At 72.2% G+C, this 21,080-nt stretch carries 18 protein-coding genes; 8 read left to right on the top strand and 10 right to left on the bottom strand.

The window, feature by feature from the left end:
• Positions 1-614: 614 nt before the first annotated feature.
• The gene (locus tag ACFYPG_RS07190) at positions 615-2,096 is read right to left on the bottom strand and encodes an aminopeptidase P family protein (protein WP_355009679.1); all 1,482 of its coding nucleotides are present in this window, start codon (positions 2,094-2,096) and stop codon (positions 615-617) included.
• A 132-nt stretch (positions 2,097-2,228) separates the two neighbouring features.
• On the opposite strand from ACFYPG_RS07190, the gene asnB reads away from it, so the two are divergent.
• On the top strand, positions 2,229-4,190 hold the full coding sequence (asnB, locus tag ACFYPG_RS07185; RefSeq protein ID WP_355009680.1) for an asparagine synthase (glutamine-hydrolyzing): 1,962 nt from the start codon (positions 2,229-2,231) through the stop codon (positions 4,188-4,190).
• A 96-nt stretch (positions 4,191-4,286) separates the two neighbouring features.
• Here the strand turns inward: asnB and ACFYPG_RS07180 are convergent, their stop codons facing one another.
• On the bottom strand, positions 4,287-5,366 hold the full coding sequence (locus ACFYPG_RS07180) for a lytic polysaccharide monooxygenase (protein ID WP_355009730.1): 1,080 nt from the start codon (positions 5,364-5,366) through the stop codon (positions 4,287-4,289).
• A 368-nt stretch (positions 5,367-5,734) separates the two neighbouring features.
• On the opposite strand from ACFYPG_RS07180, the gene ACFYPG_RS07175 reads away from it, so the two are divergent.
• The 3 genes from ACFYPG_RS07175 (at position 5,735) to ACFYPG_RS07165 (ending at position 10,035) form a co-directional block, all read left to right on the top strand.
• A complete protein-coding gene (locus ACFYPG_RS07175) occupies positions 5,735-6,898 on the top strand; it encodes an XdhC family protein (RefSeq protein WP_387350832.1) in 1,164 nt (387 codons plus the stop codon).
• 114 nt (positions 6,899-7,012) lie between these two features.
• The gene (locus ACFYPG_RS07170) at positions 7,013-7,948 is read left to right on the top strand and encodes a carbohydrate kinase (protein ID WP_387350831.1); all 936 of its coding nucleotides are present in this window, start codon (positions 7,013-7,015) and stop codon (positions 7,946-7,948) included.
• A 260-nt stretch (positions 7,949-8,208) separates the two neighbouring features.
• Complete coding sequence (locus ACFYPG_RS07165; protein WP_387350829.1) at positions 8,209-10,035, top strand: alpha-galactosidase; 1,827 nt, start codon at positions 8,209-8,211, stop codon at positions 10,033-10,035.
• Positions 10,036-10,039: 4 nt separating this feature from the next.
• On the opposite strand, the gene ACFYPG_RS07160 is transcribed toward ACFYPG_RS07165, so the two are convergent.
• Both ACFYPG_RS07160 and ACFYPG_RS07155 read right to left on the bottom strand, forming a co-directional pair.
• Entirely contained in the window at positions 10,040-10,870 is an 831-nt protein-coding gene (locus ACFYPG_RS07160) for an MBL fold metallo-hydrolase (RefSeq protein WP_355009684.1), read from the bottom strand.
• The gene (locus ACFYPG_RS07155) at positions 10,867-11,271 is read right to left on the bottom strand and encodes a thioesterase family protein (protein WP_030488289.1); all 405 of its coding nucleotides are present in this window, start codon (positions 11,269-11,271) and stop codon (positions 10,867-10,869) included. Before ACFYPG_RS07155 ends, ACFYPG_RS07160 begins: the two co-directional genes overlap by 4 nt.
• Positions 11,272-11,398: 127 nt before the next feature.
• On the opposite strand from ACFYPG_RS07155, the gene ACFYPG_RS07150 reads away from it, so the two are divergent.
• Positions 11,399-12,475, top strand: coding sequence for a phosphatase PAP2 family protein (locus tag ACFYPG_RS07150; RefSeq protein ID WP_387350827.1), 1,077 nt, complete (start codon positions 11,399-11,401; stop codon positions 12,473-12,475).
• Between the two features lie 153 nt (positions 12,476-12,628).
• On the opposite strand, the gene ACFYPG_RS07145 is transcribed toward ACFYPG_RS07150, so the two are convergent.
• The 3 genes from ACFYPG_RS07145 to ACFYPG_RS07135 form a co-directional block, all read right to left on the bottom strand.
• Positions 12,629-14,146 (bottom strand): PH domain-containing protein, encoded by a 1,518-nt coding sequence (locus tag ACFYPG_RS07145; protein WP_387350825.1) that lies wholly within the window; start codon positions 14,144-14,146, stop codon positions 12,629-12,631.
• Positions 14,147-14,189: 43 nt separating this feature from the next.
• On the bottom strand, positions 14,190-14,699 hold the full coding sequence (locus ACFYPG_RS07140) for a PH domain-containing protein (protein WP_355009731.1): 510 nt from the start codon (positions 14,697-14,699) through the stop codon (positions 14,190-14,192).
• 266 nt (positions 14,700-14,965) lie between these two features.
• On the bottom strand, positions 14,966-15,196 hold the full coding sequence (locus ACFYPG_RS07135) for a hypothetical protein (RefSeq protein WP_387350823.1): 231 nt from the start codon (positions 15,194-15,196) through the stop codon (positions 14,966-14,968).
• Between the two features lie 240 nt (positions 15,197-15,436).
• Here ACFYPG_RS07135 and ACFYPG_RS07130 point away from each other — a divergent pair, with 240 nt between their 5' ends.
• Genes ACFYPG_RS07130 through ACFYPG_RS07120 form a run of 3 tightly spaced genes read left to right on the top strand, consistent with a single transcriptional unit; the run spans position 15,437 to position 18,461 of the window.
• The gene (locus ACFYPG_RS07130; RefSeq protein ID WP_196924350.1) at positions 15,437-16,534 is read left to right on the top strand and encodes a MoxR family ATPase; all 1,098 of its coding nucleotides are present in this window, start codon (positions 15,437-15,439) and stop codon (positions 16,532-16,534) included.
• Positions 16,513-17,514: a DUF58 domain-containing protein gene (locus ACFYPG_RS07125; RefSeq protein ID WP_387350920.1), complete on the top strand. Its 1,002-nt coding sequence runs from the start codon at positions 16,513-16,515 to the stop codon at positions 17,512-17,514. The genes ACFYPG_RS07130 and ACFYPG_RS07125 overlap by 22 nt, the downstream gene beginning before the upstream one ends.
• Positions 17,511-18,461 carry a VWA domain-containing protein gene (locus ACFYPG_RS07120; protein ID WP_238682141.1) on the top strand — a complete coding sequence of 317 codons (951 nt, stop codon included), beginning with the start codon at positions 17,511-17,513 and terminating at the stop codon, positions 18,459-18,461. Before ACFYPG_RS07125 ends, ACFYPG_RS07120 begins: the two co-directional genes overlap by 4 nt.
• Positions 18,462-18,536: 75 nt before the next feature.
• Here ACFYPG_RS07120 and ACFYPG_RS07115 read toward each other — a convergent pair whose 3' ends face one another.
• From ACFYPG_RS07115 to ACFYPG_RS07105, 3 genes are read right to left on the bottom strand one after another with little or no spacing between them, the layout of a single operon-like run.
• Positions 18,537-18,797 carry a hypothetical protein gene (locus ACFYPG_RS07115; protein WP_387350821.1) on the bottom strand — a complete coding sequence of 87 codons (261 nt, stop codon included), beginning with the start codon at positions 18,795-18,797 and terminating at the stop codon, positions 18,537-18,539.
• A 16-nt stretch (positions 18,798-18,813) separates the two neighbouring features.
• Complete coding sequence (locus ACFYPG_RS07110) at positions 18,814-20,079, bottom strand: acyltransferase (protein WP_387350819.1); 1,266 nt, start codon at positions 20,077-20,079, stop codon at positions 18,814-18,816.
• Entirely contained in the window at positions 20,076-20,981 is a 906-nt protein-coding gene (locus tag ACFYPG_RS07105) for an alpha/beta hydrolase (RefSeq protein ID WP_387350817.1), read from the bottom strand. The genes ACFYPG_RS07110 and ACFYPG_RS07105 overlap by 4 nt, the downstream gene beginning before the upstream one ends.
• Positions 20,982-21,080: the final 99 nt, after the last annotated feature.

Here is a 21,080-nt window from a genome sequence, read left to right as displayed (position 1 = left end):
CGAGATAACCACGCATTTGGCACAGGTCAGGTGAGGGCGGCCAACCGGTCCGGGCCGGCGGAAAGGACCCGAGCAGCACAAACACCGGCGGACGACGCACGACAATCGGCCCGCGCCGCGCCGCGCCGCGCCGCGCCGCGCCGCGCCGCGCCGCGCCGCGCCGAGTCGAGTCGCGCCGAGTCGAGTCGAGTCGAGGGACCGTCCTCTCGCCCCTCCCCGAGTACGGCTGCCCGGCCCAGCGCCGCCCGGTCGCGGGGACCGTCGTCTCGTCCGATCGGGGCGGTCGTCGTGCAAGCGTCGCCGCCGATGCGCCGTCCCCGTCAGGTGTACGGATACCGAACGGTGCCCGCCCTCCGGGCGTGATCCACTCGTCTTCGCTGAAAACGCGGCATCCGAGCGACCGGGACAGCGCGACTTCCCGGAAACCGAGTTGATCACGGCAAAAAGCCCCCGGCCGCCGGCCCTCAGCGAGGGGTGGGCGGGCCAGGGGCGGAGCGTGACCCGCCAGCGCCCCCGGGGCGAGGACACTGGCGGGTCAGCCTGGTCTAGCGGGTCAGCCGAGCGGGCGGGTCTTGCGGGTCAGCCTGGTCGCGCGGGTCAGGCGGGTAGGCGGGTCAGCTGGGCAGGCGGGGGCCGGCTTCGCGCTGCTCGGCCAGCCAGGTCTCCACCTCGTCGGAGGTGCGGGGCAGCCCGGCCGACAGGTTGACCGCGCCGGTCGCGGTGACCAGCACGTCGTCCTCGATCCGGATGCCCACACCCCGCAGCTCGGCGGGGACCAGCTCGTCCTCCGGCTGGAAGTACAGACCGGGCTCGACGGTGAGCACGTAGCCCTCGCCCAGCGCGCCGTCGCGGTACGTCTCCTTGCGGGCGTTGGAGCAGTCGTGCACGTCGATGCCGAGCATGTGGCCGAAGCCGTGCAGCGTCCACCGCCGGTAGACGGTCGACTTCTCGTCCATCGCCTCGTCCACGCTCACCGGCAGCAGGCCCAGGTCGGACAGGCCCTCGGCGAGGACCCGCATGCAGGTCAGGTGAACGTCCTTGAACTTCACGCCGGGGCGGATGGCCTCGATGCCGGCCTGCTGCGAGGCGTAAACGATGTCGTAGACCTGGCGTTGCAGCGCGGTGAACCGACCGTTCACCGGGAGCACCCGTGTGACGTCGGCGGTGTAGAGGTTGCGGCCCTCGACGCCCATGTCCATCAGCAGCAGGTCACCCGGTCGGGTGGCGCCGTGGTTGTGGACCCAGTGCAGGATCGTGGCGTGCTCGCCGGCACCGACGATCGAGCTGTACCCGACGTCGTTGCCGTCGTGACGGGCCCGCAGCGCGAAGACGCCCTCCAGCAGCCGCTCGGAGACCGCCCGGTCGTCCGGCAGGATCCGGGCGACGTCCTCGAAGCCGCGTACGGTGGCGTCGATCGCGTCCTGGAGTTGGCCGATCTCCCACTCGTCCTTGACCAGCTTCATCTCCGAGATGGCGATGGCCAGCTCGCGGTCCCGGGCCGGCTGGCCCTCGGTGCGGGGCCCGTCGTAGGGGCGGACGGCCGCGTCCACCTGGGCGTCGAAACCGCGCAACACCCGGGTACGCCCCGGAGCCAGGTCGGCGAGCGTCGCCTCCAGGCCGGTCAGGTCGGCGGTCGGCAGGCCCACCTCGGTCGACTTCTCGCCGAGGGTGTGCCGCCGCCCCACCCACAGCTCGCCGTTGCGGCTGCGGAAGAATTCGTCGGTCTCCCGGGAGGACCGGGGCCGCATGTACAGCGTCGCGTCGTGCCCCGAGCCGTTCGGGCGTAGCACCAGGACGCTGTCGGCGTCGTGGTCGCCGGTCAGGTAGGCGAAGTCGCTGCCCGGCCGGAACGGGTAGTCGGTGTCGTTGGCCCGGACCTTCTCGGTGCCGGTGGGGATCACCAGCGTCTCGCCGGGGAACGCCGCCGAGAGGGCCGCCCGCCGCTTGGCGTAGTTGGGCGTCTCCGGGCGGGGCGTCACGGGAAGCGCGGTGTCGCTCCAACCCTGCCGCATGAAGGACAGGAACGCCTCCGGGAAGTCCGGATCGTGCGATTCCGTACCGTCCGTCGGCGTACCGTCGGTCTGTCCCTCGGTCATTGCGCCGCTCCCTCCGCTTCGTTGCTGGTCCCGACGGTACCGCGCGTCCGGTTGGCGGTGACGCCCCCTCGGAGTCGGGTGGATCGACGGACGGCTGCAAGGGCCGACAGCGCGCGTGGAAAGATGGCCACCATGTGCGGACTTCTGGCCTTCTTCAGCGCGAACGGCAACGCCGCAGCGCATCGCGACCACATCGCCGGAGCGTTGGAATGCCTGCACCACCGCGGCCCCGACGAGACAGGGGTCGAGGTGGTCGGCGACGCCTCCGGCCGGTACGCGGACGGCGTGTTCGCCCACAAGCGGCTGGCCATCATCGACGTCGCGTCGAGCCACGAGCCACTGCCCTACGCGAACGGCCGTTACCTGCTGACCTTCAACGGCGAGATCTACAACTACATCGAGCTGCGCGAGGAGTTGATCAGAAACTTCGGTGCCCAGTTCGCCACCGCCGGTGACGGCGAGGTGATCGTCGCGGGCTACCACTTCTGGGGTGAGCAGGTGCTCACCCGGCTGCGGGGCATGTTCGCCTTCGTCATCTGGGACCGGCAGGAACGGCGGGCGTTCGGTGCCCGCGACTACTTCGGCATCAAGCCGATGCACTACCTGGAGACCGCCGACGGCCTCTACCTGGCCTCGGAGAAGAAGGCGCTGCTGCCGTTCGCGCACAGCAACTACCAGGGCGACGCGGGCGTCGACACGGCGAACCTGAGCCACTACCTGACCCTGCAGTACGTCCCCGAGCCCGGCACCCTGCACAAGGGCATCAGCCGGATCGGCTCCGGGGAGTACCTGAACTGGACCCCGGGCGGCCGGATCGACGTACGCCGGTGGTACCGGCCGGTGTTCCGGCCGGCGCCGGTCGACGACGAGCAGAGGCTCTACCACGAGATCCGCGAGACGCTGCGCGAGAGCGTGCGCATGCACATGCGCTCCGACGTGCCGGTCGGCTCGTTCCTGTCCAGTGGCATCGACTCCACAGCGGTGGTGGCGCTGGCGCGGGAGTTCAACCCGAACATCCTGACCTTCACCGTCGGCTACGACGTGCCGGGTTACTCGGAGATCGACGTCGCCCAGGAGTCGGCCCGGCACCTCGACGTCACCACGATCCCCACCAAGATCGGTCCGCAGGACATGATCGACGCGCTGCCGAAGATCGTCTGGCACCTTGACGACCCGGTGGCCGACCCGGCGCTGGTGCCGCTCTACTTCGTGGCGAAGAAGGCCGCCGAGCACGTCACGGTGGTGCTCTCCGGTGAGGGCGCGGACGAGTTCTTCGGCGGTTACACGATCTACCGGGAGCCGCTGTCGCTCGGCAGCGTCAACGGTCTGCCCGGCGGTGTGCAGAAAGGGCTGCGCGCGGTCTCCAAGGCGATTCCGCAGGGGGTCAAGGGCAAGAGCTTCCTGGAGCGCGGCACCACCCCGATCGAGGAGCGTTACTACGGCAACGCCCGGATGTTCACCGAGGAGGAGAAGCAGCACCTGATGCGCCGCTACGACCCCTCGGTGCGCTACACGGACGTCACCGCCCCGATCTACGCCGAGTGCACCGAGCTGGACGACGTCACCAAGATGCAGTACGTCGACCTCTACACCTGGCTGCGCGGCGACATCCTGGTCAAGGCCGACCGGATCTCGATGTCGCACTCGCTGGAGGTGCGGGTGCCGTTCCTCGACCGTGAGGTGTTCGACGTCGCGGCGAAGATCCCGGTGGACCTGAAGCTGCCGCCGCGCTCCGACGCCACCAAGTACGCGATGCGTCAGGCGTTGCAGGGTGTCGTGCCGCCAGCCATCGTCAACCGCAAGAAGCTGGGCTTCCCGACCCCCACCCGGGTCTGGCTGCGTGGCGAGATGTACGAGTGGGCCCGGCACGTGCTGAGCACCTCGGGCGCGGGTGACCTGCTGGATCTGTCGTACGCGCTGCGCCTGCTCGACGAGCACAAGCGGGAGGAGGCCGACCACTCCCGCAAGGTGTGGACGGTGCTGATCTTCTGCATCTGGCACGCGATCTTCGTGGCCAAGACCCTCGACCCGGGTATCCAGCGCAACCAGTCCGCCCTGCTCACGAAGCCGGTGGTCGGTTCCATGGTCCGCTGACCCGGCCCAACGTCTCCAACATTGATCAAGAGGTTTGCGTCACCCGAGTTGCTCCAGGTGACGCAAACCTCTTGATCATCTAGCCGGGGTTGGGCCTCAGCGGCCGGCGCAACTCACCGTGGGGACGCCGTTGGTTCCTGTGGAGCTGGCCAGGAAGCCGAACGTCGCGGTCCCCGACGGCGCGACAGTGCCGTTGTAGGCCACGTTCGTCGCCGTCACGGACGAGCCGGACGACGTCTGTGTCGCGCCCCAGATCTGGCTGATCGCCTGCCCGTTGGGCCAGGTCCAGCTTGCGGTCCAGCCGGACAACGCCGAACTGCCGTTGTTCGTGATCGTGACATCGCCCTGGAAGCCACCCTGCCAGGAACCCGACACCTTGTAGCTGGCCGTGCAGGCGCCACCGGCCGGCGGCGGGGTGGTGGTCGGCGGCGGGTCGGTCGGACCCGGCGTCGGCGTGGTCGGCGTGGGGGTCGGCGACGTCGTGCCACCCCGGATGCCGGTCACCTGGCCGTTGCCACCGTCGAAGACCACGTCGGAGCAGCCGAAGAAGTTCTCCTGTGAGTCCGCGCGGACCCAGCGGGAGTAGATGATGTGCTGGCCGCTCTTGCCCGAGGGCAGGTTGCCGCTGAAGTAGTAGTGCCCGTCGTTGCTGCCGACCGAGCCGCGCTGCGGCGGGTTGGTCACCGTCAGGAACGGCTCCTCCAGGTCACTCCAGGCCAGGGCCCGGGTCGGGCTCCAACTGTTCTTCGTCACGTAGAAGTAGAACGTGCCCGGGTGGTGCGCCCAGTTGCTGTACTTGAAGTCCAACCGTGCCCCGGCGGTCAGGTGGGTCAGCGGCCAGTCGGTGCGGGGCAGGTCGTAGCCGCGGAAACCGGTGGCCCCGCCGCTGCACAGTTGCCCGTCCGGGATGAAGCCGGTGGTCCGGCCGCCAGCGTCGGAGCGCAGCACGCTGAACCAGTTGTAGAGGGAGTTCGTCCCGCTCTGGGCCACGGCGGCGGAGCACGCGGGGTTGGTCGGCCTGATCTCACCGGTCGTACTGAGGCCGTCCTGCCAGCACAGGTAGGTGCGGCTGCCGGGCGTCATCGCCGCGCCGTGCGCGGCGGCCGGCTGTGGAGTGGATGCCAGGGCGACAGCGCCGAGCGCGAGGGTCATGGCCGCGGTGAGCAAGGCGGCCATACGGGAACGGTTCACAGGTTCTCCTGACTCGCGAGGGGCGCTGGCTGAGCCGCCCCGCCGCAATCGGGTGGGATGTGGCGTGATCGCCCCGCTGTCGTGAGCGGTGCGACGATCACGGCGACGTGCCTCGGCGGAAAACAGCCGGTGGACGTGCGCCGTCGACGGTCCTGTCCTGGACCGGTGCCCTCGCGTCTAACCAACCCGGCAACCGGCGGCGCCGCAGCCCTCGCACCGCCCGGTACGCGTCATCCCACCACGCCGCGGAGGCCGAGCGCAATAGTCATTCCTCGATGTATGAGAAGACCCGCCGGTCGTCGTTGGACGTCATATCCTGCGTACGGGGAGCGGGGACGGGGAGGCGGCCGCCGGTGCCGGACGTGTTCGACGAGGTGCACCGCCGGTGCCGCGACGGCGAGGCGGTCGCGCTGGCCACCGTGGTGGCCACCTGGCACTCCGCCCCGCAGCCACCCGGCGCCGCCATGGTGGTCGCTACCGACGGCACGGTCATCGGCAGCGTCTCCGGCGGCTGCGTCGAGGCCGATCTCTACGAACGCGCCCGCCGTGTGCTGGACACCGGCCAACCCGAGCTGTGCCGCTACGGGATCAGCGACGACGACGCGTACACAGTGGGCCTGACCTGCGGCGGCATCCTCGACGTGTTCGTGGAGCGCGTCGACGCGAGCGCCCTGCCGGCGCTGGACGCGGTCGCCGCAGCCCGTAGCGGCGGCCACCCGGCGGCGATCGTCACCTGCGTGGCCGCCGACGCCAACGACGATCCACCCGCCGACGCCGGCAGTTCACCGACCGACCCGGCCCGGCGGCTCGGCCGGCGGCTCGTGCTGACCGGCCAGCGGTCCGTCGGCTCGCTCGGTGACGACCGGCTCGACGACGCGGCCGGCGCCGACGCCCTCGGGCTGCTCGCCGCCGGGCACAGCGGCATGCTCCGGTACGGATACCACGGGCAGCGCCGAGGCGGCGGCGTCAGCCTCTTCGTGACCGCGTACGCCACCCCGCCCCGGATGATCGTCTTCGGTGCGATCGACTTCGCCGCCGCGGTGGCCCGGATCGGCGCGTTCCTCGGCTACCGGGTCACCGTCTGCGACGCCCGGCCGGTCTTCGCCACCGCGCGGCGCTTTCCCGAGGCGGACGAGGTGGTGGTGCAGTGGCCGCACCGCTACCTGCGTACCGAGTTGGCGGCCGATCGGCTCGACGAGCGGACGGTGGTGTGCGTCCTCACCCACGACCCCAGGTTCGACGTGCCGTTGCTGGAGTTGGCGCTGCGCCACCCGCTGGCGTACGTGGGCGCGATGGGCTCACGACGTACCCACGACGAGCGACACAAGCTGTTGAGCGAGGCGGGGCTCAGCCCGGCGCAGCTCGCCCGGCTCGCCTCCCCGATCGGGTTGGATCTCGGTGGTCGTACCCCCGAGGAGACCGCTGTGAGTGTGGCCGCGCAGATCGTCGCGGCCCGGTGGGGTGGCACCGGTCGCCCCCTCGCGGTGCTCGACGGGCCGATCCACCAGCCGGGGTAGCGCGCCCGGCGGTGCGTGGCCTTCGGCGCCCATCGGGCCGTGCGCTGTGCCAGCCTGGTGCCACGGAGATCGGCTCGGCGATCGGCGGCCGGTGGCGACGACGAGAGGATCGGCATGGGATACGCGGTGGTGTTCGGTGAGGCGCTCGTCGACCTGCTCGACAGCGAGCTCGACGGGGAGCGGGTCTATCGGCAGGCCATCGGCGGCGGGCCGCTGAACGTCGCCGTCGGGGTGGCCCGCCTCGGCGGTGCGGCACAGTTCGTCGGCTCGCTCGGTGACGACGCGCTGGGCGGTCGGATCCGCGCCTTCCTCACCGCGGCCGACGTCGGGGTGGCCGGTGCGATCACGGTCCCGGCGCCGACCACGCTCGCAGTGGTCACGTACGCCGGGCCGGAGCCGGACTTCCGTTTCTACGGCGAGCCGGCCTCCTACGGACTGCTCGGTCCCGACGATCTGGACCTGGCGTTGCTGGAGGGCGCCGACGTGCTCTACTGCGGCTCGATAGTGCTGCTCCGACCCGATACGCTCGCCGCCGCCCGCCGTGCCTGGTCGCTCGCCGCCGGCCTGCGGGTCTTCGACCCGAACGTACGTCCCCGGCTGCTGAACGGGCCGGGCGCGCTGGAGGGGCTGCGCGAGGTGGTGGCCGAGTTCGCCGCTGGCGCGCACCTGGTCAAGCTGAGCGCCGCCGACGCTCTGCTGCTCTATCCCGGTGAGCCGGTCGAGGGGGTGGCGGCGTACCTGCGTGAGTTGGGGGCGGCCACTGTGGTGGTGACGCTCGGCGCGGCCGGTGCGGTGCTGGCTGCCGCCGACGCGGACCCGGTCCGGGTGCCGGCCCCCAAGGTCAACGCGATCGACGCCACCGGCGCGGGTGACTCGGTGATGGCCGCGCTGATCGCCGACCTGCTCGTCGACGGCGAGCCGGACAGCCCGTCGGGCTGGACCGAGCGGGTGGCCTTCGCGCTAAGGGTGGCCGGCCTGGTCTGCGAATCCCCGGGCGGCGCCACCGCCATGCCCACCCGCACCGCAGTACAAAACCGCTTCAACACCTAACCCCAACCCGCCCCAACCCCAACCCGCCCAACCCCACGCCCGCGCCCGCGCCCCTTCCCCGGCGTCGATCTTGCAGTTTCTGTTGACGTTTCGTCAGCTTCGCCCCGCTTTCACCCCGCACAAAGTGCAAGATCGCGCGCTCGGGCGGGGCGGGCGGGAGGCGGGGGTGTGCGGCGGGGGAGAGGGTTGACCTCGGGGATTTGTGAACGTTAACATCGATGAAGCACGATGGAAACGTTGGCGTCGTCGGGGAGGTTCTGATGCGGGTGGTTCTGGTACCTCTGGCGTTCCGGCACGTTGCGGCTCTACTGGTCATGCTGCTCGTGGCTGCCGGGATGGTCGTCGCCCACCCGCCGGAGCGGGCGGCCGCGTGGGACAACGGGGTGGCCGACACCCCGCCGATGGGGTGGAACAGCTACGACTCGTTCAACTGGCGGGTCACCGAGACCGACGTCCGGGCCAACGCCGACTACATGGCCACGGACCTGCGGCAGTTCGGCTGGGAGTACGTGGTGATCGACTGGGCCTGGTACTACCCCGGTCAACACAACAACAGCCCCAACCAGGACGCGAACCTGCAACCCCGGCTCCGGATGGACGCCAACGGACGGCTGCTGCCGGACACCACCCGGTTCCCCTCCGCCGCCGGTGACAACGGGTTCAAGCCGCTCGCCGACTACGTCCACGCGAAGGGGCTGAAGTTCGGCGTCCACCTGATGCGGGGCATTCCCCGCCAGGCGGTCGCCGACAACGTACCGATCCTCGGCACCACCTGCCGCGCCAACCAGATCAACAACACCACCACCGCGGCCTGGCTCAACCTCATGTGGGGCCTGAACATGTCCAACCCCTGTGCGCAGACCTACCTGGACTCGATGTTCCAGTTGCTGGCGTCCTGGGGTGTCGACTACGTGAAGGTGGACGACATCGCCGCTCCGACGTACCGGCAGTCGGAGGTCGAGGGGTACCGGACGGCCATCCAGCGCAGCGGCCGACCGATGGTGCTGAGCCTTTCGCCCGGCCCGACCTCGCTGTCCAGCGGCGCACACGTCCAGGCCAACGCGCACATGTGGCGGATCGTCAACGATCTGTGGGACAACTGGTCGTCATTGGACGCGCTCTTCGACCAACTGCGCAACTGGACCCCGTACCGCGCCACCGGCGCCTGGCCCGACGCCGACATGATCCCGATCGGCCGGCTCTCCAAGTACGGGCCGGTCGGGTCGCCGCGATACTCCAACCTGACGTCGGACGAGCAGCGCACCCTGATGTCACTGTGGGCGATCAACCGGGCGCCACTGATGTGGGGCGGCAACCTGGTCGAGAACCGCGCCGCCGAGCTGGCGTTGATGACCAACGCTGCGGTCCTGGGAGTCAACCAGAACAGCGCGAACAACCGTCAGCTCTACGGCGGCAGCCGGCAGGTGTGGGTCGCCGACGTGCCGGGCAGCAACCAGCGGTACGTCGCCCTCTTCAACAGGGACAGCAGCGCGGCGCAGGTGTCGGTGAACCTCGCCGACCTCGGGATCGGGTCGGCCGCCGTGACCGACCTGTGGTCCGGCGCGGCCCTCGGCACGGCGACCGGGACCCTCACCCGGTCGCTCCCGGCCCACGGCGCCGGGCTGTACCGGCTCGCCCCGGACACCACGGTGCCGGTGCCGAGCGCGTACACCCTCACCGCGCGGCACAGCGGCAAGCTGCTGGATGTGAATAACAGCGCGACCACCGACGGTGCCGACGTGGTGCAGTGGGCCGCCAACGGTCAGCCCAACCAGCGGTGGCGGTTCCAGGACGCGGGTGGGGGTTACCAGACGGTGGTCAGCGCGCACAGCGGAAAGTGCCTCGACGTGTACGGCGGCGCGGGCGCCACCGCCGACGGGGTGCGGGTCACCCAGTGGACCTGCAACGGCGGCACCAACCAGCAGTGGCGGGTGCAGGACCTCGGCACGGGTTACGTGCAGCTCGTCGCCCGGCACAGCGGCAAGTGCCTCGACGTGCTCAACTCCGCCACCACCGACGGTGCCCGCGCGGTGCAGTGGACGTGTGGCACCGGCACCAACCAGCAGTGGCGACGCACCTCGGTGTAGGCCGTCAGGCCGTGCCGTTCAGTTCCAGGTAGCCGCGCTGGGCGGCGACCAGGGCCGGGCGGGCCCCGAAAGGGGCCTCGGCGGCCACCCGCTCCGGCGGGGCGCTGCCGGTGTGCGCGGCCCGGATCAGCCAGGCCAGCTTCGCCAGCTCCGCGTGCTGGGCCCGGACGAAGTCGACGTCCACCGGGTCGCCGTGGCCCGGGATCACCACAGTGCGCGCGGTGGTGAGTCGCAGCAGGTCCGCGACCGCGTCCGGCCACCGCAACGGGTACGAGTCCTCGAAGGCGGGCGGGCCGCTCTGCTCCACCAGGTCCCCGGCCACCAGCACGTCGGCGTCCGGCACGTGCACCACCAGGTCGGCCTCGGTGTGCCCCCGCCCGGGGTGGCGCAGCAGCACCTGTCGACCGCCCAGGTCGAGCACCGTCTCGACGTGCACGGTGTGCGTGGGAGCGAGCAGCGGGGTGTCGGCCAGCTCGGCGGCGAGCGCCGGGTGCTCCGTGCGCAACTCCTCGTACGCCTCCCGGCGCAGCCGCTCCGGCTCCTCGCGCAGGGCGGCGGCGGCCAGTTCGTGCGCGTACACCGGGCGGGTTGGGTTGCCGGCCAGGACGGCGTTGCCGAAGCAGTGGTCGTAGTGGTGGTGGGTGTTGACGAGCGTCAGCGGACGGTCGGTGACCGCCCGGACGGCCGCGGCCAGCTCGGTGGCCTGGGCGGCCGACGAGAGCGTGTCCACCAGTAGCGCCTCGTCGTCGCCGACGACCAGTGTGACGTTGACCCGCAGCAGCGGTTCGGCCAGCACGTGCACCCGGTCGGCGACCTCGACGAAAGCGGCGTTCACGACGCCCGCCCGGCCCGTTCGACGAAGCGTCCCCGGTCGACCAGGATCCGGTCCACCCGGCCCCGGGCCACCGTCTGGTCGCCGTCGCTGACCGTGACCTCGAACGACAGCCGGCGACCGTCGACGGTCGCCAGCAGCGCCTGCGCGCGGACCGTCCGGCCGACCACTGTCGGCGCCAGGTGCTCCAACTCGACCCGGGTGCCCACTGTCGTGGAACCGGGCGGCATCCCGGTTGCCGTCGCCGCGACGGTGGCCGCCTCGGCCAGCGCCAGCACCCGGGGGGTGCCGAGCACCGGTACGTCCCCGGAACCGACCGCCTGGGCGGTGTCCGCGTCGGTGACGGTCAACTCGACCTGGGCGGTCAGACCCGGCGCGAAGGCCGGCTCGGGCTGCTCCTGCATGGTCGTCAGCCTAGGTGCTCGCTGGACCCGTCGAGCACGCGCCCGACGATCCGGACGCGACCACGCCGGACGCGCAACGGGTGGTCCCCGTCGGTCGATGCCGTACCCGTCGTTAACCTTGACCCCGATGGCCGTCGCGACTGACCCCCAGCCCCCCGCCCGGACCGACCCGCCCGCGTCCCCGGACGGGGGTCGTCGGCGCGTCGTCGCCATGACCGTCTGGGCGGTCGCCTTCGTCGCCGCGTGGCTGGCCATCGGGCTGCCCACCGACCCGGCGTACGCCTTCGTCTGGATCTGGCTGGCGACCATCGCCTGGAACAGCGATCGGCCGTGGCGTAGCCACCTGCGCTTCGCCCGGGACTGGGTGCCGGTGGTGCTGCTGTTCGTGATCTACAACCTCTCGCGCGGGTTCGCCGACAACGGGGCCACGCCGCACGCGATGGAGTTGATCGTCGCCGACCGGTTCATGTTCGGCTGGGCCACCGGCGGTGAGGTGCCCACCGTCTGGTTGCAGCAGCACCTCTACCACCCGCAGGTGCACTGGTGGGATGTCGCGGCGAGCTGGGTGTACTTCTCCCACTTCGTGGTGGCGCTGACCGCCGCCGCGGTGCTCTGGATGCGCGACCGGCACCGCTGGGCCGCGTACATGCGGCGGTGGGGTTTCCTCTGCGCGGCCGGCCTGGTCACCTACTTCATCTACCCGGCGGCCCCGCCCTGGTGGGCGGCGCAGAACGGCCTGCTCACCGAGGTTGCCCGGATCTCCACCCGGGGTTGGAAGGCGTTCGGCATGCACGGCGCCGGCAACGTCCTGAACGCCGGCCAGATCGCCTCCAACCCGGTCGCCGCGATGCCGTCGCTGCACACCGCCTGGGCGTTGTTCGTGGTGCTGTTCTTCCTGACCGCCACCCGTCGTCGCTGGTGGCCGCTGCTGCTCGCGTACCCGCTGGCGATGACCTTCACCCTGGTCTACTCGGGTGAGCACTACGTGATCGACGTGTTGGTCGGCTGGGCCTACGTGGGGCTGACCTTCCTGGTGGTCGGTCTGGCGGAGCGCGGCTGGGCGGCGTGGCGTGTCCGCCACCCGAAGCCCGGAACGCAACCGCCCCCCGACCCCGCCGACCCCCCGACCCTTCAGCCCGACCCCCCAACCCCCCGCGAACCGAACAGCGCCACCACCCACCCCCAGGTCCCCGCCGACCACTAACCCCCACCCAAGGCCCGCCCCCGACCCCGTTGATCATGAAGTTATTGCCCTCCCGTGCGGCGTGTCGGGGCAACAACTTCATGATCACCGCGAGGGGAGAGGGTCGGGCCAGGCGGTCACGGGGGGAGGGGGTGGGGGTGGGGGGTGGGGGGGTCAGGGTTGGGGGGTGGTGCGGGCCTGGTGGGCTCTTGTCGTCAGGTCGGCTGCCAGGGCCCAGGCTTCGGCCAGGTCGCGGTCCTGGGCAGTGGCGCCGGAGCCGCCTGCGGTGTCCGCGTGCACGGTGGCCAACCCGAGACGGCGCTGGATAGGCCCCTGGACCACCCGCACGCTCTGGATCCGGGCGTACGGCACGATTACCAGTTGCCGGGTGAGCCGCCCCGACCGGGTGGCGAACACCCGCTCGAACAGCCCCGCGCCGAACGCGGCACGGCCCAGCGGGTGCAGCCAACGGGTCCGGCGCGGCGGCGGGCTCAGCGGGAGAGCGTCGAGGCGTACCCCGGGAAGCACCTCGGCGACGATCATCGTCGCCGTCGGCAGGTCGCCGACCGGCAGCAGACGGTCGGGCCGGTTACGGTCGTCGGCCTCCGCGACGGAGTAACCGGCCACCTCCAGCCGCAGCCGCAGCCAGCCCTTCGCCCGCCACAACAGTGGCCAGGTGGCCCGCACGGTCTGTACCCGCTCCAGCGGTACGGTCTGCGCCCGTGTCTCCAGCAGGCCGTTGTGCACCCGCAGCGTGCCGCCGTCGCGGGCCAGCCGGAAGTTCCAGTCGTCGAGGACGCGGCGGATCGGTTGCAGCAGCACACCCGCCATCGCGGTCAGGGTGCTCGCCACCGCGACGAACGACCACGAACCGGCGGTGAGGAACTGCACCACGACGAAGGCCACACCGAGCGGGAGCAGGAACGCCTGTGGAGTGAGCAGTTGGCTGATCAGCAGGTTCTGGTTGCTCACCGCGTGCAGTGGCCGGCCCGGTACGGCCGCCGGGGGCACCGACGCACCCGGGGCCACCGGGGCCGCCGCGTCGCCGGGTACGGGCTGCTGCGCCACCCGCCCGGCCAGCACCAGCAGACGTTCGCGCAGCACTGCCGCGTCGACCACCCCGAGGTACGCCAGTGGCGCCTCGGTCTTGCCTCCGCCGACCACCTCCAGGCGCAGCTCGGCCAGGCCGGTGAGCTGGGCGAGCAGCGGCCGGACCACCTCGACGGCCTGCAACCGTTCCAACGGGATGGCCCGGGTACGCCGCCAGAGCAGCCCCTCGTACACCCGTAGTTCCCGGCCGACGACGTGGTAGCCGGTGTTGTACCAGCTGATCACCGACAGCACTGTCGCGCCGAGCGCCAGCACCGCCACCATGGCGGCGAACCAGCCGAAGCCCACCCGCGACAGCGTCGACCAGGACAGCCCGGCGATCACCACGACCAGGGACTTGGCGCCGTGCAGCACCGGGCTGAGCGGGTGCAGTCGTTGCCGGGGTTCGCCCTCGCCACCACCCGGTGGTGCCGGCCACGGCGCGGGAGCCCCGGGCGGCACCGGCCCATCAGGTGCCGCGCCAGGCGGCAACCGTCCAGGCGGTGTCGCGCCATCAGGAGCCGTGCCAGCGGGCAGCACCGGCCCCGGTGGTGTCGGGCCGGTGGGCGGCACGGTGCTCGGTTCGGCGGGCCCGTCGCTCATCGGAGCGGCCCTCGGTGCGGTCGGCGGCTGCTCGCGCGGGTGCTCACAGCCCCTCCGCCCGATCCTCGCCGAGCGCGGTGAGTCGATCGCGCAGCCGGGACGCCTCCGCCGGGCGCAGCCCGGGCACCCGGGCGTCGCTCGCCGCCGCCGCCGTGTGCAGCTGCACGGTGGCCAGGTCGAAGGCGCGCTCCAACGGCCCGGCGCTCACGTCGACGAACTGCATCCGCGAGTACGGCACGATGGAGAGTCGGCGCACCAGCAGCCCGTGCCGGACCAGCAGGTCGTTCTCCCGCTCGGCGTACCCCCAGGCCCGGACCGCGCGGACGATCGCGATGGCCCGCCACGCGCCGAGCACCAGCACGACGGCCACGGCGAGCCCGAACAACCAGTGGCCGCTGAACGCCCAGGCGACCCCGGTGACCGCCAGCCCGATGGCGACCACGATCGCCAGCCGGATCAGCTCCACCCAGATCAGGTCGGTGGAGATCGGCTGCCAGTTGACAGTGTCCGGCCAGGGCTCCAGCGGACCCCGGCCACCCGGCACGGCCGTCATCAGCGCGCCGGAGTCGGGCGGCAGGAGGCCGGGAGGCGGCAGGTCGGGTGGGCGCTGGTCGGCGGCCGGCGCCGGCCGGTGACCGGGTGGCAGCGCACCCGGTGGCAGCGGGGCGGGCGTCGAGACATCCGGCGCGGTGGGCTCCGGGCCGAGCGTGCCGGGTGCGGGGAACGCGCCGGGCGGCGGGTCGACGCCGGGTGGTGCGGTGGCCGGGGTGGGCGGCCAGGACGGGGAGGTGGGGCCGGGGGAAGCCGGAGGGTCGCCGCTCACACGTCGAGCGTAGGCGATCCGGGCACCGGAGTGACGGCACGCAGGAAGCCTCGAGCGTCGAGGAAGTCGCCGAGGCTGCCCCGGTGCCCGGCACAGGCCAACCAGGTCTTGCGCCGATCGGCATCGTGCAGGCGGGGATTGTTCCACTCCAGCGCCCAGACGGCGACAGACCGGCAGCCCCGGGCTGAACAGATCATGGCCTCGTCGGCGGGGGAGGGGGTGCTCATCCCGGCCAGTCTAGGGAGGCGGGACGGAAGCTTGAGCGCCGGGCGACCACGGGGGGAGCCGCCCGGCGACGGGGTGAATCGTACACGCGGCAGGCCGGTATGTGCACACCCGAGATGCGCGAATCGGCTGCCGGGGACGGCGCGCCCGAAATCGGCTTCTCCCTCCCTCGACACTCAGCAAGGCGTGCGAGTCTTGATACCGCACGAGCCGCGACGACCGACAAACGCTGTGGAGGACCGGTGGCCCAGCCAACCATGCCCGACGCCCCGACGCCGAACGGAGCGGCACCCGCCCCGGTGACCACACCAGCGCAGGACGCCACCCTGCTGGAAAAGGGCCTGTTCGAGATCAAACGTGTGATCGTCGGGCAGGACCGGATGGTGGAGCGGATGTTCGTCGCGCTGCTCGCCCGAGGTCACTGCCTGCTCGAAGGCGTGCCCGGGGTGGCCAAGACCCTGGCGGTGGAGACCCTCGCCAAGGTCGTCGGTGGGTCTTTCGCCCGGGTCCAGTTCACCCCGGATCTGGTGCCCGCCGACATCATGGGCACCCGGATCTACCGGCAGTCGAGCGAGAAGTTCGACGTCGAGTTGGGGCCGGTCTTCGTCAATTTCCTGCTCGCTGACGAAATCAACCGTGCGCCGGCGAAGGTGCAGTCCGCGCTGCTGGAGGTGATGAGCGAGCGGCAGGTGTCCATCGGTGGGGAGAGCCACCGGGTTCCCGACCCGTTCCTGGTGATGGCCACCCAGAACCCGATCGAGCAGGAGGGCGTCTACCCGCTGCCGGAGGCGCAGCGGGACCGGTTCCTCATGAAGATCGTGGTGGGCTACCCGACCGACGCGGAGGAACGGGAGATCGTCTACCGGATGGGCGTGGCCGCGCCCGAGCCGACCGCGGTGTTCGACACCCCGGAGCTGATCGCCCTGCAACGCAAGGCGGACCAGGTCTTCGTCCACAATGCCCTGGTCGACTACGCGGTCCGGTTGGTGCTGGCCACCCGGGCCCCGGCCGAGCACGGCATGCCGGACGTCGCTCAACTGATCCAGTACGGGGCCAGCCCGCGTGCCTCGCTGGGTCTGGTCCGGGCCACGCGTGCCCTGGCGTTGCTGCGCGGGCGTGACTACGCGCTGCCGCAGGACGTGCAGGACATCGCGCCCGACATCCTGCGGCACCGGTTGGTGCTCAGCTACGACGCGCTCGCCGACGACGTACCCGCCGACCACATCGTGCAGCGGGTGATGTCGACGATTCCGCTCCCGGCGGTCGCTCCCCGGCAGCAGGCCACCCCGCCGTCGATCGCGCCGCCGCCGGGCGCTGGCTGGCCCGGGCAGCGCCCGTGACCTCACCCACCCCTCGTCCGGCCCCCCTGGCCGACCGTAGTGAAGCCGTGCTGTCCCGGCTCCAGCTGCTCGTCACCCGCAAGCTCGACGGTCTGCTCCAGGGCGACTACGCCGGCCTGCTGCCCGGACCGGGCAGTGAGGCGGGTGAGTCCCGGGAGTACCGCCCCGGCGACGACGTACGCCGGATGGACTGGCCGGTCACGGCCCGGACCACCACACCGCACGTGCGGCGTACGGTCGCCGACCGGGAGCTGGAGACCTGGCTCGCGCTGGACCTCTCCGCCAGCCTGGACTTCGGGACCGGGCAGTGGCTCAAACGGGAGGTGGTGGTGGCCGCCGCGGCTGCCATCACCCACCTGACCGTGCGCGGGGGTAACCGGATCGGCGCCGTGATCGGCACCGGTGGCGGAGTGTCCGCCCCGGTCCGACGCTGGCGGGGCGGACCACCGCCGGCCGGGCCCGGGGTGCTCACCCGGCTGCCGGCCCGCTCCGGGCGCAAGGAGGCGCAGGGCCTGCTGCGTGCCGTCGCCGGCACCGCCATCCAGCCCGGCCGTGGTGATCTGGGCGCCCTGATCGAGATGCTCAACCGTCCGCCCCGCCGTCGTGGGGTGGCCGTGGTGGTCTCGGACTTCCTCGCGCCGGCCGAGCAGTGGGCGCGGCCGATGCGCAAGCTGCGCGTCCGCCACGACGTGCTGGCGATCGAGGTGGTCGACCCGCGTGAGCTGGAGTTGCCCGACGTGGGCGTGTTGCCGGTGGTCGACCCGGAGAGCGGCGAGCTGCACGAGGTGCAGACCGCCGACCCGCGGCTGCGGCAGCGCTACGCCGAGGCCGCCACCGCCCAACGGGCCACGATCGCCGCTGCCCTGCGCGGCGCCGGCGCGGCCCACCTGCGTCTGCGTACCGACCGAGACTGGCTGCTGGACATGGTGCGATTCGTGGCCGCGCAGCGGCACGCGCGTACCCGGGGGACGACACGATGATCCGTTTTCTGCAACCGTGGTGGCTGTTGGCCGTGCTGCCGGTCTTCGCCCTCGCCGCGTTCTACGTCTGGCGGCAGTTGCACCGCCGGGCGTACGCGATGCGGTTCACCAATGTGGACCTGCTGCGTACCGTCGCGCCGAAGGGCCTGGGCTGGCGTCGGCACGTCCCGGCGACCGCCTTCCTGCTCTGCCTGCTGGTGCTGGCCACCGCGCTGGCCCGTCCCGCTGTGGACACCAAGGAACCGCTGGAGCGGGCCACGGTGATGCTCGCCATCGACGTGTCGTTGTCGATGCAGGCCGACGACGTGGCGCCGAACCGGCTGGAGGCGGCCCAGGAGGCGGCCAAGCAGTTCGTCAGTGAGCTGCCGGAGAGCTACAACCTGGGCCTCGTGTCGTTCGCCAAGGCGGCCAACGTGCTGGTGCCGCCGGGCAAGGACCGGGACGCGGTGACCAGCGCCATCGACGGGCTGGTGCTGGCTGAGGCGACCGCGACCGGCGAGGCGGTGTTCACCTGCCTGGAGGCGATCCGGTCGGTGCCGGCCGATGGCGCGGCGGGTATTCCGCCGGCCCGGATCGTGCTGCTCTCCGACGGTTTCCGGACCTCCGGTCGGGCGGTGGAGGAGGCGGCGGCGGCCGCGCAGGCCGCAAACGTTCCGGTCTCCACCATCGCCTTCGGCACCGACACCGGTCAGGTCGACATCGGCGGGCAGTTGCAGCGGGTGCCGGTGGACCGGATGGCCCTCGCCGAGCTGGCCGAGACCACCGAGGGTTACTTCTACGAGGCGGCCTCGGTGAGCGAGTTGAAGCAGGTCTATCAGGACATGGGCAGCTCGATCGGGTTCCGCACCGAGCCGCGTGAGGTGACCCAGTGGTACGCCGGGGTGGCGTTGCTGTTGGCGCTCTGCGCAGGCGCGTTCAGTCTGCTGTGGTCGTCCCGGATGCTGTGAACGGCTGCGCCGGCGGCGGTCGACGATCGCCGCCGGCACCAGCACCAGGCAGCGCGAGCTGCCGGGCCGGAGCGGTCAGTGACCGCCACCGGCGAGCACGAAGACGATGGCCACCCAGACGGCGGCGAGGGTGAAGCCCAGCGGGGCGACGTAGCGGCTCATGACGGCTCCGGGTGGCGGCTGGACGGTCCGCGTGCGGGGGCGGACCGCAGGGGGTGGGGACGCGCACACGAAGTCGTGACCGGGCGGCTCCCGGCGACCGCCCGGGATCGGGCGGCGCGGCACACTCACCTCGGCAGTTGCCGACGCGGTGGGGAGCGGAGCGGGGTCAGCCACCAGACTGAGTCGTGGCTCAGCGGGACTGACCATCGGCCCGGCCACGACTGGGAGGATCGCTATCTCGCACAGCGATCACCTCCTGCAAGTCGGGCGGGCCGGAACGTCGATGATCGTACACCTGCGGTACCGACGGAACGCACTCGGCCGACCGGTCGGCCGCCCCTCCACCGCCCGGTTGGCGACGCCACCCGCCACCAGCGCGTACGCCCCGCCGAAACGACATCGGCTGACCCACCCGCACCACGGTGACCAGCACCACGGCGAGCAACGGCAGCCAGCAGCAGCGCGCCAGCACCCACCCCGGGCCGTCCGGGGCGGTGTGCAGACCGGGCAGGGCCAGCCCGCCGCGGGCGGTGAGCGCGGTCACCGCCACCAGTACCGGCTGGTGCCACAGGTAGATCCGGACGGCGGACCGGTTCACCTCGGTCACCGCCCGGCCCGGCAGCGGTCGCGTCAGCAGCCGCTGCAGTGCCGGCCGGGCGAGCAGCCCCAGCCCGACCTGGGTCACCGCCAACGCCACGACCAGCAGCGACGGCGGGTTCAGGTTGGACACCCCGGCCCCGGGTACGCCGACCGCGCTCACCGGGTAGCCCAGCGCCACCAGCGCCGCCAGCGCGACAGCCCCACCGGCCGCCAACGTGCCGCCCGCCCGCCGGCCATCCAGCCGCCCGTCGGCGTGCGCCACTCCCAGCAGGTACGGCACCGACCAGGCCGCCAGCACGGTGACCGGGGGCAGGTCGGTGCCGGACGGCAGCAGCCGGACGGCCAGGTCGACCGCTGCCACCACGGTCACCGCCGGCGCTGCGCACCGGGCCACCCCCCACCGGCGTACGGCGACGCGCAGCGGACCGGTCACCACGACCAGGATCACCAGCGGTAGCAGGAACCACAGCGGGCTGACCGCCAGCCGCAGCGCGACGGCGAGCGTGTCGTCCGAGGTGCCGACGACGGTCGCGGCGAGCAGCACGGCGGCCCCCACACCGAGAAGCGCCACGGTGGGCAGCAGCAGCCGCCGCAGCCGACCGGCCACCCAACCGCCCGCGCCGCCCGGGTAACGGGCCAGCGACCGGGTCGAGCCGAACCCGGCGGTGAAGAAGAACAACCCGAGCGTCTGCAACACCCACGTCATCGGTGCCAGGTCGGGCAGGGCGGTCAGCGGACTGGCCTGGTGCAGCCCGCCGTCGCCGGTCAGCACCAACCCGGTGACCAGCCAGTGCCCGAGCACGACCCCGCCGATGGCGTACGCCCGCAAGGCGTCGACGGCACGGTCCCGGCTCACCGGGCGTCCCCGATCCCGTCGGTGTCGACGCCGCCCAGCACGATCGCCGCCACCGCGACCAGCGTGGCGCTGCCCGGCGCGAGGTAGCCGTCGTGCCCCGCCACCCCACCCACCGGCAGGGGCCGGGCACCGAACGCCGGATCGCCGGGTCGCCGGCCGAAACCCAGGCCGGGCAGCCGCATCGGCGGTACCCGACGGATCCAGTCGGTCGGCGACTCGGCCGCCCAGAACCGCCGCCCGCCGGGCAGGTCGTCGGCGCGCTGCACCCCGGCGCCGACGCCGCCGAGGCTGACCACGTCGGTGACCTGGGCCGGGGCCTCCGCCGCCGCCAGCGACACCACCAGCGCCCCGTAGCTGTGCCCGACCAGGGTGATCGTCGCCGCCGGACGGCGTCCGGCCAGTTCTCTGAGCAGCGTGCCCAGCCCGGCCGCGCCGTGCCGCGCGCTGACGCCACCGGCGGCCGTCAGGACCCCGTCGGGCGGGTCGTAGCCGAGCCAGGCCAGCACCGCGACCCGCGCCGCCGGGTCGAGCGCCCGCAGCTCCCGGTAGAGCTGCCCGGCCTGTACCGCCGGCGCCCGCCGGGCCACCCCGCCCAACCCCCTGTCGAAGTCGGCGAGGGTGCTGCCGACCCCCGGCACCAGCACCGCGATCCGGTCCGCGTCGGCGAGGTCGCCGAAAACCTCGACCGCGCGGCCGTCACCGCGCTCGTCGAACAGCAGGAACCGGCGTCCGTCGGCCGCCCAGTCCGCGTACGGGGGGCCGGCCGCGCGCATCGCCGCCGCCGTCACGGGGTACGCCTCGACGAACCCCACCGCCGTGGCCGGCTCGGGTCGGGTCGGTAGAACCAGGTTCACGCCGAGCAGCGCGGCCATCGCCACCCGGCTGGCACCTCGTCGTCGCATCACGGTCTCCCTCCGGAATGTCATCCGGAGGGAGACTGCGCCCAGGGGCGGGGCCCGGTCGTCGTCCCGCAGAGCCGTTTCCGGGCTGGCTCCACAGGG

The sequence above is a fragment of the Micromonospora sp. NPDC005553 genome (assembly GCF_042871765.1).
Classification (GTDB): Bacteria; Actinomycetota; Actinomycetes; order Mycobacteriales; family Micromonosporaceae; genus Micromonospora.
Note: the sequence above shows the minus strand (reverse complement) of the source record. Positions and strands in the feature narration are given on the sequence as shown.

Bases quoted from the DNA above. Each gene is read 5' to 3' on its own strand.
- ACFYPG_RS07170 (WP_387350831.1), top strand. From the start codon at position 7,013: ATGGGATACGCGGTGGTGTTCGGTGAGGCGCTCGTCGACCTGCTCGAC.
- ACFYPG_RS07145 (WP_387350825.1), bottom strand. From the start codon at position 14,146: ATGAGCGACGGGCCCGCCGAACCGAGCACCGTGCCGCCCACCGGCCCG.
- ACFYPG_RS07140 (WP_355009731.1), bottom strand. From the start codon at position 14,699: ATGACGGCCGTGCCGGGTGGCCGGGGTCCGCTGGAGCCCTGGCCGGAC.
- ACFYPG_RS07190 (WP_355009679.1), bottom strand. From the start codon at position 2,096: ATGACCGAGGGACAGACCGACGGTACGCCGACGGACGGTACGGAATCG.
- ACFYPG_RS07180 (WP_355009730.1), bottom strand. From the start codon at position 5,366: ATGGCCGCCTTGCTCACCGCGGCCATGACCCTCGCGCTCGGCGCTGTC.
- ACFYPG_RS07155 (WP_030488289.1), bottom strand. From the start codon at position 11,271: ATGCAGGAGCAGCCCGAGCCGGCCTTCGCGCCGGGTCTGACCGCCCAG.
- ACFYPG_RS07135 (WP_387350823.1), bottom strand. From the start codon at position 15,196: ATGAGCACCCCCTCCCCCGCCGACGAGGCCATGATCTGTTCAGCCCGG.
- ACFYPG_RS07120 (WP_238682141.1), top strand. From the start codon at position 17,511: ATGATCCGTTTTCTGCAACCGTGGTGGCTGTTGGCCGTGCTGCCGGTC.
- asnB (WP_355009680.1), top strand. From the start codon at position 2,229: ATGTGCGGACTTCTGGCCTTCTTCAGCGCGAACGGCAACGCCGCAGCG.
- ACFYPG_RS07105 (WP_387350817.1), bottom strand. From the start codon at position 20,981: ATGCGACGACGAGGTGCCAGCCGGGTGGCGATGGCCGCGCTGCTCGGC.
- ACFYPG_RS07165 (WP_387350829.1), top strand. From the start codon at position 8,209: ATGCGGGTGGTTCTGGTACCTCTGGCGTTCCGGCACGTTGCGGCTCTA.
- ACFYPG_RS07150 (WP_387350827.1), top strand. From the start codon at position 11,399: ATGGCCGTCGCGACTGACCCCCAGCCCCCCGCCCGGACCGACCCGCCC.